Below are 12,455 nucleotides of genomic sequence, written 5' to 3'. Positions count from 1 at the left end.
TCGAAAAGAGGGGTTTCATCTGACTCCAAGCCGTTATGCCGCACCCCACATCTTGTGCGGGTCAATCACAAACTTCTTAGGCACACCCGCATCGAACTCGCCATACCCTTCCGGCGCCTGATCCAGGTTAATCACCTGCACACCTACAACCTCAGCAATGTTGATCCGATCCCACATGATCGCCTGCATCAGCTGGCGGTTGTATTTCATGGTCGGGGTCTGGCCGGTGTGGAAGCTGTGCGATTTCGCCCAGCCCAGGCCGAAGCGGATGCTCAGCGCGCCGATCTTGGCAGCGGCATCCACCGCGCCTGGGTCTTCGGTTACGTACAGGCCCGGGATACCGATGTTGCCGGCCACGCGGGTCACTTGCATCAGCGAGTTAAGCACGGTGGCCGGGGCCTCGTGCTTGGCACCTTCATGGCCGTGGCCACGGGCCTCGAAGCCGACGGCGTCGACAGCGCAGTCCACTTCCGGCTCGCCGAGGATGTCGACGATCTGCTCGTGCAGCGGGGTGTCCTTGGACAGGTCGACCACTTCGAAGCCTTGCGACTTGGCGTGGGCCAGGCGGGCCGGGTTGAGGTCACCGACGATTACGCAGGCGGCGCCCAGCAGGCGCGCCGAGGCAGCGGCGGCCAGGCCGACCGGGCCAGCACCGGCAACGTAGACAGTGCTGCCTGGACCAACGCCAGCCGTTACGGCACCGTGGTAGCCGGTGGGCAGGATGTCGGACAGGCAAGTCAGGTCACGGATCTTTTCCATGGCCTTGTCGCGCTCAGGCAGCTTCAGCAGGTTGAAGTCGGCGTATGGCACCAGCACGTATTCAGCTTGGCCGCCGGTCCAGTCGCCCATGTCGACGTAGCCGTAGGCACCGCCGGCGCGCGCCGGGTTGACGGTGAGGCAGACACCGGTGTGCATTTCTTTGCAGGAGCGGCAGCGGCCGCAGGCGACGTTGAACGGTACCGATACCAGGTCGCCGATCTGCATGCGCTCGACGTCGCGGCCCTTCTCGACGATTTCACCGGTGATTTCGTGGCCCAGGACCAGGCCGACCTGGGCAGTGGTGCGGCCACGGACCATGTGCTGGTCAGAACCGCAGATGTTGGTGGAGACCACCTTCAGGATGACGCCGTGTTCGATTTTCTTGCCGCGCGGGTCCTGCATTTTCGGGTAGTCGATGTGTTGCACTTCGACCTTGCCGGCGCCGAGATATACCACTCCACGATTGCCAGACATTGCTTGTACCTCGCTTGATTATTATTTATGCAGCGTTGGTTGAAGCGCCGCCATCCGTGGGCGGCATGTACTACTGGAATGCAGGGAATTGTGGGCCGGATAGGGCCGGACGCACTGACTGGAAGCGACAGGGAGATGCCTTTTAGCGGCAGGGTTGTCGTTGGGGAATATGGGCAAACAGAGGGGCGGCCTGTGCGGGCCTCTTCGCGGCTAAAGCCGCTCCTACGGGGACCGCACCCATCCAAGGGCTGTGCTGTACCTGTAGGAGCGGCTTTAGCCGCGAAGAGGCCGGTACTGGTTATTACAGAACGACAGTCCGGTTGGCGTTCAGGAACACCCGCCGCTCGATGTGATAACCCACCGCGCGCGCCAATGTCAGGCATTCGATATCCCGCCCTTTGGCAATCAGGTCTTCGGGATAGTGGCTGTGATCCACCACCTCGACACCCTGGGCAATGATCGGCCCTTCATCCAGGTCGTTGTTGATGTAGTGCGCCGTGGCACCGACCATTTTCACGCCCTTGTTGTACGCCTGGTGATAAGGCTTGGCGCCCTTGAAACCCGGCAACAGCGAGTGGTGAATATTGATCGCCCAACCATCCAGACGGCGGCAAAGCTCGGGCGACAGTACCTGCATATAGCGGGCAAGAATGACCAGCTCAGCACCAGTCTCCTCGATCACCTGCAGCACCTTGCGCTCTTGCCCGGGCTTGTCCTTAGGGTCGAGGGCGAAGTGGTAATAAGGAATCTTGTGCCAATGCGCCAAGGGTTCGAGGTCCGGGTGGTTCGACACCACCGCGACCACATCCATACCCAGTTGCCCAATACGCTGGCGATACAGCAGGTCATTCAGGCAATGGTCGGCCTTGGACACCATTATCACCACCTTGGGGCGGTGGTTGGGTGCGGTCAGCTCGAAAGCCATGCCGAACGCTTCGCTGCGCTCGGCGAGGCCGGCCCGGAAGCCCGCCTCGTCGAAATCGTCCGGCTGACGGAACTCGACGCGAATGAAGAAGCGTCCCGACTGCCGGTCATCGAAGGAGTGGTGCTCCGTCACGTAGCAGCGTTGCTCGAAGAGGTAACGCGTCACCACGTCGACGGTGCCGAGCATGCTCGGGCAGTCGGCGGTGAGAATCCAGGTATCCGGTGCCCGACTCATGTTCTTGCTCCTTAGGCTTCGATGCTCAGGCCGTATTCGGCAGAAGCGTCCTGCAGCCACAGCCACCAGTAATCGGCGAAGCTGCGGCGAATCACCAGCTCCCAGGTGTCTTCTGCAGTGCGGCGGATCACCAGTTGCGACTTGGCGAACACGGTGCCCACGGCCTTGCCCACCGGGAAGTTGTTTGGGTGAACATCATAGCTGGTGGACTTCATCAGCACGTCGCGCACGTTCGGGCCGCGCAGTTCCAGCAGGCTTTGCCCGCCACTGACATTGACGACCTGAATGTGCTGGCCTTCAAGGGCCGCGCGCAGCTTTTGCTCGACTGCCAGCTCCTGACCGCCGGGCACGATCAGCAACCACTCGTCGGGGCCGACCCATTGCAGCGACATGTCCTTGTTGGCGACCACGGTCAGCGCCACGGGCAGCTCCAGGCCAAGGGCCTTGTGCACGCCGGCGGCGAATTCCGGGTTGTGGCCATCACCGCGCAGGGTGAGGTGGCCGAGGAACTTGCGTTCACGCAGGGTCACCCCTGCGTTCTTGCGGCCTTTGCCTACCAGGCTGGCCAGGTCGGCATGGTGCAGTGGCGACTGGGCTTTGGCCTCGGCGCCGGGGTTTTGCTGGAAGACGTTGATAGCGCTCATTTCTTACCTGCCTTGAATTCTGGATTCGACCACGATGCCTGCGAGAGGCGGCCATCCTGTGGGAGCGGGCATGCCCGCGAATGCGATGTTGAATTCACCGCCCTCTTCGCGGGCACGCCCGCTCCCACAGAGACCTCATTCCACGCCTGACACCGGTTGGACCGGGGCCTTAGACGTTCTGCCGCTCACCCTTCGGATCGAAGAACACCGAAGACACGATTTCCGCCTCGATCACGCTGCCATCTGCCTGCGGCGAGTAGACACGCTCGCCCATGCGCTTGAGGCCGCCTTTGACCACACCCATGGCGAACGAGTAGCCCAGGGAGTTGGACGCGTAGCTGGAGGTGACGTGGCCGACCATGTCCATCGGGATCGGCTGTTTCGGGTCGAACACCAACTGGGCGCCTTCCGGCAGCCACTTGGTCGGGTCGACCGGCTTCAGGCCCACCAGCTGCTTGCGGTTCTCACGTACGCAGTCTTCGCGGTTCATGCCACGCAGGCCGATCCACGAGAACGGCTTGTTGCGGCCAACGCACCAGCTCATGTTCAGGTCGTCCGGGTTCATCGAACCATCGGTGTCCTGGCCAACGATGATGAAGCCCTTCTCTGCACGCAGTACGTGCATGGTCTCGGTGCCGTACGGGGTCAGGTTGTACTTCTTGCCAGCTTCGATGATCTGTTCCAGCACGCCCATGGCGTAGTTGGCCTGCACGTTCACTTCGTACGACAGCTCGCCGGTGAACGAGATACGGAACACGCGGGCTGGCACGCCACCGACGTTGCCTTCCTTCCAGGTCATGAACGGGAAGGCTTCCTTGTCCATGTCGATGTCGGTCAGCTCGCTCAGCAGCTTGCGGCTGTTAGGGCCGGACAGGGTCATGGTGGCCCAGTGGTCGGTGACCGAAGTGAAGTACACCTTCAGCTCTGGCCATTCGGTCTGGTGATACAGCTCCATCCACTGCAGCACGCGGGCAGCGCCGCCGGTGGTGGTGGTCATGATGAAGTGGTTGTCGCCGACGCAGGCGGTTACGCCGTCGTCGAAGACCATGCCGTCTTCCTTGCACATCAGGCCGTAGCGGGCCTTGCCCACATCGAGCTTGGTCCAGGCGTTGGTGTAGATGCGGTTGAGGAATTCGCGCGCGTCCGGGCCCTGGATGTCGATCTTGCCCAGGGTCGAGGCGTCCAGCAGGCCCACGCTGTCGCGCACGGCCTTGCATTCACGCGTGACGGCAGCATGGATGTCTTCGCCGGCTTTCGGGAAGTACCAAGGGCGCTTCCACTGGCCCACGTCTTCGAACTCGGCGCCGTTCTTCACGTGCCAGGCATGCAGGGCAGTGAAGCGCACGGGCTCGAACAGGTGACCACAGTGACGGCCCGCTACCGCGCCGAAAGTGACCGGCGTGTAGTTGGGGCGGAACATGGTGGTGCCCATTTCCGGGATGGTGATGCCGATCGAACGGGCAGCAATGGCCAGGCCGTTGATGTTGCCCAGTTTGCCCTGGTCGGTACCGAAGCCCAGCGCGGTGTAGCGCTTGACGTGCTCGACCGACTCGAAGCCTTCACGGGTGGCCAGCTCGATGCCGGCGGCGGTCACGTCGTTCTGCTGGTCGACGAACTGTTTCGGCCCCTTGGTGCCTTTGTCGTGCGGCACCAGGAACAGTGCCACGGTGGCCTCTTCCTTGCGCGCCACGGTTTTTGGCAGGGTGCCGACAGTGGCCTTGAAACCGGCCTCGGTGGCTGCGCGAACGCCGCCTTCGAAGCCATCGGCAATCACATCGCCCAAGGCATACACGCCGTTGATACCACCGACGCACTCGCGCTTTTGCGGGGCATCGCCCGGCACGAAGCCAAGGATGTCGTCACGCCATACCGGGCGACCGCCCAGGTGCGAAGCCAAGTGCACGATCGGGCTGTAACCGCCCGAGGACGCGATCAGGTCGCACTCGAGGATTTCGCCTGGGCTAGTGACTTTGTGCGCCTGCACATCGATCGCTGCCACACGGGCACCCGTGACGTGCTTGCTGCCTTTTGCCTCGATCACGGCGCTGGAGGTGAGGATGCGAATACCTTTGGCACGCGCTTCTTCAACCAGCGAGCCACGTGGGTTGTGGCGGGCGTCGGCGATGGCGACCACTTGCAGGCCTGCGTCGTGCCAGTCCAGCGCGGCGCGATAAGCGTGGTCGTTGTTGGTAGACAGTACCAGCTTGCGACCCGGCGCCACGCCATAGCGGCGAACATAGGTGGAAACAGCACCGGCCAGCATGTTGCCCGGCACGTCGTTGTTGCCATACACCAGCGGGCGCTCGTGGGCGCCAGCAGCCAGTACCACGCGCTTGGCGCGAACGCGGTGCACGCGGTGGCGAACCTGGCCAATCGGGGCGCGGTCGCCGAGGTGGTCGGTGAGGCGCTCGTGAATGGTCAGGAAGTTATGGTCGTGGTAGCCGTTGACCGTGGCACGTGGCAGCAGGGTCACTTCCGGCAGGCCTTCCAGCTCTTTGACCACGGCGTTGACCCAGTCGGCAGCAGGCTTGCCGTCGAGGGTTTCGCGGGTGTCGAGAAGGCTGCCGCCGAACTCTTCCTGCTCGTCAGCCAGGATCACGCGGGCACCGCTGCGCGCAGCGGCCAGTGCGGCAGCCAGGCCAGCAGGGCCGGCGCCGACGATCAGCACGTCGCAGTGCCGGTTCATGTAGTCGTAGCTGTCAGGATCGTTCTGCAGCGGCGCACGGCCCAGGCCGGCGGCTTTACGGATGTACTTCTCGTAAGTCATCCAGAACGATTTGGGGTACATGAAGGTTTTGTAGTAGAAGCCCGGCGGCATCATGCTGCCGCCAACCTTGCCGAGGATGCCCATGACGTCGTTGTTGACGTTCGGCCAGCCGTTGGTGCTGGTGGCGACAAGGCCCGCGTACAGTGCCTGTTGGGTGGCGCGCACGTTGGGGATCTGGGTAGCTTCGCTGGAGCCGATCTGCAGGATGGCGTTCGGCTCTTCGGTACCGGCGGCGATGATGCCGCGCGGGCGCGAGTACTTGAAGCTACGGCCGACAATGTCGACGCCGTTGGCCAGCAACGCGGCGGCCAGGCTGTCACCGGCATAACCCTGGTAGGTTTTGCCGTTGAAGGTGAAGTTCAGGACCTTGCTGCGGTCGATACGGCCGCCGCTGGCGAGGCGATAGGTCTGGCTCATACTTTTTCCCCTTGGCCTTTGACGGTCGACGCGGCGCTGGCGGCTTTGCCGTTGGCGGTCACTTGCGGCTTCTCGCCAATCTTGTAGGTTTCCAGAATTTCGTAGGTCACGGTGTCACGGGTGACGTTGAAGTACTGGCGGCAGCCGGCAACGTGGTCCCACAGTTCATGGTGAATACCGCGCGGGTTGTCACGGTAGAACATGTAGGTACCCCACTCTTCGTCGGAGCAGGCGTTAGGGTCCAGCGGGCGGGCGATGTGCGCCTGGCCAGAGGCGTGGAACTCTTCTTCGGAGCGCAGCTCGCCGCAGTGGGGACAGAAAATATGCAACATGACGGTGTCTCCGGTTAGTGGGCGACGGCGGCGGCGCCGTGTTCGTCGATCAGTGCGCCGTTGTAGAAACGGTCCATGGAGAACGGCGCGGCCAGTGGGTGCATTTCGCCCTTGGCCAGGCTCGCGGCAAAGACGTTGCCCGAGCCCGGGGTCGCCTTGAAGCCGCCAGTACCCCAACCGCAGTTGAAGAACATGTTCTTGACCGGGGTTTTGGTGATGATCGGGCAGGCGTCCGGCGAGGTGTCTACGATGCCGCCCCACTGGCGGTTCATGCGAACACGCGACAGGTTGGGGAACATCTCGACGATGGCCTGCAGGGTGTGCTCGATCACCGGGTACGAACCGCGCTGGCCGTAGCCGACCCAGCCGTCGATACCGGCACCGATCACCAGGTCGCCCTTGTCGGACTGGCTGATGTAGCCGTGTACGGCGTTGGACATGATCACGCTGTCGATGATCGGCTTGATCGGCTCGGATACCAGTGCTTGCAGCGGGTGCGATTCCAGCGGCAAGCGGAAGCCGGCCAGCTTGGCCATGTGCCCGGAGTTACCGGCGGTGACCACGCCGACGCGCTTGGCGCCGATGAAGCCCTTGTTGGTTTCCACACCGATGACCGCGCCGTTTTCCTTGCGGAAGCCGATCACTTCGGTTTGCTGGATCAGGTCGACGCCCAGGGCGTCGGCAGCGCGGGCGAAGCCCCAGGCCACGGCATCGTGACGGGCAACGCCGCCACGGCGCTGTACGGTGGCGCCGAGGATCGGGTAGCGGGTGTTCTTCGAGCAGTCCAGGTACGGGATTTCGGCCGCAACCTGGGCAGTGTTCAGCAGCTCGCCATCCACGCCGTTGAGGCGGTTGGCGCTGACCCGACGCTCGGAGTCACGCATGTCCTGCAGGGTGTGGCACAGGTTGTAAACACCGCGCTGGGAGAACATCACGTTGTAGTTGAGGTCCTGGGACAGGCCCTCCCACAGCTTCATGGCGTGCTCGTACAGGTGCGCCGACTCGTCCCACAGGTAGTTGGAACGCACGATGGTGGTGTTACGGGCGGTGTTGCCGCCGCCCAGGTAGCCCTTCTCGATCACGGCAACGTTGGTGATGCCGTGCTCTTTGGCCAGGTAGTAGGCCGTGGCCAGGCCATGGCCGCCACCGCCGACAATGACCACGTCGTAAACCTTTTTAGGGGTTGGCGTGCGCCACATGCGCTGCCAGTTTTCGTGGTGGCTGAGGGAGTGCTTGAAAAGGCCGAAGCCCGAGTAACGTTGCATGGTGTGTGACTCCACTCAGCGGTAGACAGGGAAATCTGCGCACAGGGCCGCGACGTTCTTCGCCACATCGGCTTCGACGTCTGCGTCACCGAGGTTGTCGAGGATGTCGCAAATCCAGCCAGCCAAGGCCACGCACTGAGCGACCTTGAAGCCGCGGGTGGTGACGGCCGGAGTGCCGATACGCAGGCCCGAAGTGACGAACGGCGACTGCGGGTCGTTCGGCACGGCGTTCTTGTTGACGGTGATATGCGCACGACCCAGGGCGGCGTCGGCGTCTTTGCCAGTCAGGCCCTGACGGATCAGGCTGACCAGGAACAGGTGGTTGTCGGTGCCACCGGAAACCACATCGTAGCCACGGTCAATGAACACCTGGGCCATGGCCTGGGCGTTCTCGATCACTTGCTGCTGGTATGCCTTGAATCCAGGCTCCAGCGCTTCCTTGAAGCACACCGCCTTGGCAGCGATCACGTGCATCAGCGGGCCACCCTGGGCACCCGGGAATACAGCGGCGTTCAGCTTTTTCTCGATCTCTTCGTTCGACTTGGCCAGGATCAGACCGCCACGCGGACCGCGCAGGGTCTTGTGGGTAGTGGTGGTGACCACGTCGGCGAACGGGATCGGGTTCGGGTACAGGCCAGCGGCAACCAGGCCGGCAACGTGGGCCATGTCGACGAACAGCAGTGCGCCCACCTTGTCGGCGATGGCGCGGAAGCGTGGGAAGTCGAGGGTCTTGGAGTAGGCCGAGAAACCGGCAACGATCATTTTCGGCTTGTGCTCGACCGCCAGGCGCTCGACTTCGTCATAGTCGATCAGGCCGGTGTTGGTGTCGATGCCGTACTGGACTGCGTTGTACAGTTTGCCCGAGGACGACACTTTGGCGCCGTGGGTCAGGTGGCCACCGTGGGCCAGGCTCATGCCCAGGATGGTGTCACCGGCTTGCAGCAGGGCCAGGTAGACCGCGCCGTTGGCCGACGAGCCGGAGTGCGGCTGGACGTTTGCGTAGTCGGCACCGAACAGCTGCTTGGCGCGCTCGATGGCCAGGGCTTCTACCTTGTCTACGTGCTCGCAGCCACCGTAGTAACGCTTGCCAGGGTAGCCTTCGGCGTACTTGTTGGTCAGGCCGCTGCCTTGGGCCTGCATGACGCGCTTGCTGGTGTAGTTCTCCGAGGCGATCAGCTCGATGTGATCTTCCTGGCGTTGTTCTTCGGCATTCATCGCCGCCAGCAGTGCATCGTCGTAACCCTGGATCTGGTCTTGCTTGCTGAACATTGTGTATCTCCCGGCAGCGATCGTTTTTTGTCGTGGGGCACTGTGGCCCTTTGTGGCGATGTTATGACTGGCGGGTTCAGGTCAGATGCCTGCGCACGCCTTGCAATGGCGCGTTTACGACATTCTCTTTGTGCCGCCCATGCGGGCCACTTCGCGGGCGCGCCCGCTCCCACAGTGATTGGCGTTTGCAGGACCATTGTGGGAACGGGCGTGCCCGCGAAGAGGCCGGCACAGTAATGAACAGAAATCGCTGCACGGGTTGTATAGGCAAGTGCTGAATCGATGGTTTAGAGTGCTGATCTGCGTCGTTCACAGGACCGTGCCATGACAGACAAGAGCCAACAATTCGCCAGCGACAATTATTCCGGCATCTGCCCCGAAGCCTGGGCGGCGATGGAGAAAGCCAACCGCGGCCACGACCGCGCCTACGGCGACGACCAGTGGACCGAGCGTGCATCGGAGTACTTCCGCAATCTGTTCGAAACCGACTGCGAGGTGTTCTTCGCCTTCAACGGCACCGCGGCCAACTCCCTGGCCCTGGCATCGCTGTGCCAGAGCTATCACAGCGTGATCTGCTCCGAGACCGCCCACGTCGAAACCGACGAATGCGGTGCACCGGAGTTTTTCTCCAACGGCTCCAAGCTGCTGACCGCGGCCAGCGTCAACGGCAAGCTGACGCCACAGTCGATCCGCGAAGTGGCGCTCAAACGCCAGGATATCCACTACCCCAAGCCGCGCGTGGTGACCATTACCCAGGCTACCGAAGTGGGCACGGTGTACCGCCCCGACGAGCTGAAGGCGATCAGCGCCACCTGCAAGGAGCTGGGCCTGAACCTGCACATGGACGGCGCACGCTTTACCAATGCCTGTGCGTTCCTGGGCTGCAGCCCGGCAGAACTGACCTGGAAGGCCGGTGTGGATGTGCTGTGCTTTGGCGGCACCAAGAACGGCATGGCGGTGGGCGAGGCGATTCTGTTCTTCAACCGCCAGCTGGCCGAAGACTTCGATTATCGCTGCAAGCAGGCCGGGCAACTGGCGTCGAAAATGCGCTTTCTGTCGGCGCCATGGGTCGGGCTGCTGGAAGATGGCGCCTGGTTACGCCATGGCAACCACGCCAATCATTGCGCGCAACTGCTGGCATCGCTGGTCAGTGACCTGCCGGGAGTAGAGCTGATGTTCCCGGTGGAGGCCAACGGGGTGTTCCTGCAAATGCCAGAGCACGCCATCGAGGCGCTGCGGGGCAAGGGCTGGCGCTTCTATACCTTTATCGGCAGCGGTGGCGCGCGCTTCATGTGCTCTTGGGATACCGAAGAAGCGCGGGTGCGTGAGCTGGCGGCGGATATCCGCACGATCATTGGGGGCTGAGCGAGTGCCGGGCCGCCTTGCGGCCCGGCGATCTAGAGCCTGAACCCACCCATCTGCCGCGCCAGGTCATCAGCCAACCCACGCAACGCCTGGCACTCCTCGCGGCACCCTCGAACCTCCGCCGCCGTCTCACGCGCCAAATCGGAAATCCCCTGCACCGTGCGGTTGATTTCCTCGGTCACCGCCGACTGCTCCTCGGTAGCCGTGGCCACCTGATGGTTCATGTCGCTGATGTGCTCCACCTGGTCAGTAATCGCGCTCAGCGATGCCCCGGTGCGCTGGCTCGACTCCACACCACTGCCGGTCGCCTGCTGCCCTGCCTGCATTGAACTCACCGCCGAACCTGCACCCAGCTTCAGGCGCTGGATCATCTGCTGCACTTCATCGGTGGACAGTTGTGTGCGCCGGGCCAGCGTACGTACTTCATCGGCCACCACAGCAAACCCGCGCCCCATCTCCCCTGCCCGCGCGGCCTCGATGGCAGCGTTCAGCGCGAGCAGGTTGGTTTGCTCGGAAATGCTGCGGATTACCGCGAGCACTTCATCGACCGAGGCGACTTCGTCGGCCAGCTGGCTGACCGCATCGGCCGCCTTGCCAATGTCGCCCGACATGCCCTCGATGCCACGAATGGATCGTTGCACCACCTCGCGGGCCTGCAACGCCTCGTCTCGTGCCGACTGGGACGCCTGGGCCGCATCGCCGGCATTGCGGGCGATGTCCTGCACGGTCAGGCCCATCTCGTGTACAGCAGTGGCGACCATCTCGGTCATCTCCTGCTGGCGCCCTGAACGCTCGGCGGTGTTGTCCACCACCTGGGTTACCTGCTCCACGGCCCGCCGCAGCCGCTCGGAGGTACTCAACACCTCGCCGATCAGGCTGCGTTGGCTGTCCAGAAAGCGGTTGAAACCACGTGCCAGGTCACCCAGCTCATCCTGACGCGTATCGTCCAGCCGATGGCTGAGATCACCCGCCCCACCGCCAATCTGAACCAATGCGGCGGTAACGCGGCGGATCGGCCGCACCAGGCCACGCGCCAGCAGTACCACCAACAGCAGTGACACCAACGCTACGGCGCCACCGATCAGGCTGGTCAGCCAGACGGCCTGATGCATTTGCGCGTAAATTTCTGACTCTGGCACTTCGGCCACAAGGGTCCAGTTGAGGTCGCGCAGCGGCAGGCCGAGCGCCAGGTAGCGCTCACCGTCACGGCTAAAGCGGCTGCTACGCAGGCTCTCGTCTCCGGTCATGACGCCTTTGGCTGCGTCCGCGCCAAGCTGCTCGGCAAGCTGGCGCTTGCCACTGAAAGCAGCATCGGGATGCACCTGGATCAGGCCATCGTTGCGCACCAGGAATACCTTGCCGTGCTCGCCAAAGCTGAAGTCGTGGATCAGCTTCGATAACTCGGTCATGCGCAAGCCCATGCCGGCCACACCCACCAGCTTGCCTTCCTTTTCCACGCGATAGTCGATGAACAGAGCCAGTTCGCCGGTGGCACCATCGATGTCGATGTTGATGAACCGTTCGGCGCCGCTGTCGATGTAACCGTAAAACCACTTGTCCTTGGGGTTGCTGCGGCTGAGGGTGCGGTCCAGGCCGTTCTCGTTGTAGTAGTGGCCGGTTTCAGTCGAGGCAAACAGCGTAGTAAAGGCGTGGTTGCGCTGTTTGGCGGCGGTCAGGTATTCGATGAATTGGGGTACCTGTGCGGGATCTTCACCGGCAGCAAGCCAGTCGCGCAGCAGGGTGTTACCGGCAATGTCCGCGGCAGCGACCAACGGTTGGCCCAGCATGCGCTCGATGTCGTTGCGGATAGCCTCGATGCTGGCTGGCAGGGCAGTGTCGACCAGGTAGCGGTCGGTGAGGCGGTTGAGCGCCACGGTGAAGATAATGACCACCACCAGGATGCTCGCCAGCAGGGCAGCGCCCATGCTGGTGATCAATTGCAACTGGATGCTCTTACGCCAGATACGCATGCCCCTACTCCCCGTACATTATTGTTTTGCGGAA

At 62.9% G+C, this 12,455-nt stretch carries 9 protein-coding genes; 1 reads left to right on the top strand and 8 read right to left on the bottom strand.

The genetic code is table 11. The features are described from left to right. Positions 1-33 precede the first annotated feature (33 nt). From fdhA to FQ668_RS00855, 7 genes are all read right to left on the bottom strand, one after another. Complete coding sequence (gene fdhA, locus FQ668_RS00890) at positions 34-1,233, bottom strand: formaldehyde dehydrogenase, glutathione-independent (RefSeq protein WP_011953256.1); 1,200 nt, start codon at positions 1,231-1,233, stop codon at positions 34-36. Positions 1,234-1,534: 301 nt separating this feature from the next. Then, entirely contained in the window at positions 1,535-2,392 is an 858-nt protein-coding gene (gene purU / locus FQ668_RS00880; RefSeq protein WP_003255675.1) for a formyltetrahydrofolate deformylase, read from the bottom strand. Positions 2,393-2,403: 11 nt separating this feature from the next. Then, positions 2,404-3,036, bottom strand: coding sequence for a sarcosine oxidase subunit gamma (locus tag FQ668_RS00875; protein ID WP_014589391.1), 633 nt, complete (start codon positions 3,034-3,036; stop codon positions 2,404-2,406). A 169-nt stretch (positions 3,037-3,205) separates the two neighbouring features. Further along, positions 3,206-6,220, bottom strand: coding sequence for a sarcosine oxidase subunit alpha (locus FQ668_RS00870; protein ID WP_019436926.1), 3,015 nt, complete (start codon positions 6,218-6,220; stop codon positions 3,206-3,208). Next, the gene (locus FQ668_RS00865; RefSeq protein ID WP_019436925.1) at positions 6,217-6,552 is read right to left on the bottom strand and encodes a sarcosine oxidase subunit delta; all 336 of its coding nucleotides are present in this window, start codon (positions 6,550-6,552) and stop codon (positions 6,217-6,219) included. Before FQ668_RS00865 ends, FQ668_RS00870 begins: the two co-directional genes overlap by 4 nt. Positions 6,553-6,566: 14 nt before the next feature. After that, entirely contained in the window at positions 6,567-7,817 is a 1,251-nt protein-coding gene (locus FQ668_RS00860) for a sarcosine oxidase subunit beta family protein (RefSeq protein ID WP_003255680.1), read from the bottom strand. 15 nt (positions 7,818-7,832) lie between these two features. Beyond that, positions 7,833-9,086, bottom strand: a complete 1,254-nt coding sequence (locus FQ668_RS00855; protein ID WP_003255681.1) for a serine hydroxymethyltransferase — start codon at positions 9,084-9,086, stop codon at positions 7,833-7,835. A gap of 324 nt (positions 9,087-9,410) precedes the next feature. Here FQ668_RS00855 and FQ668_RS00845 point away from each other — a divergent pair, with 324 nt between their 5' ends. Further along, the gene (locus FQ668_RS00845) at positions 9,411-10,451 is read left to right on the top strand and encodes a low specificity L-threonine aldolase (RefSeq protein ID WP_014589389.1); all 1,041 of its coding nucleotides are present in this window, start codon (positions 9,411-9,413) and stop codon (positions 10,449-10,451) included. Between the two features lie 32 nt (positions 10,452-10,483). Here FQ668_RS00845 and mcpH read toward each other — a convergent pair whose 3' ends face one another. Further along, positions 10,484-12,421: a methyl-accepting chemotaxis protein McpH gene (mcpH, locus tag FQ668_RS00840; protein WP_014589388.1), complete on the bottom strand. Its 1,938-nt coding sequence runs from the start codon at positions 12,419-12,421 to the stop codon at positions 10,484-10,486. Positions 12,422-12,455: the final 34 nt, after the last annotated feature.

This window comes from Pseudomonas sp. Kh14 (assembly GCF_900291005.1).
Lineage (GTDB): Bacteria > Pseudomonadota > Gammaproteobacteria > Pseudomonadales > Pseudomonadaceae > Aquipseudomonas > Aquipseudomonas alloputida.
The sequence above is the reverse complement of the archived record's forward strand: the minus strand, read 5'-3'. Positions and strand labels throughout refer to the sequence as shown.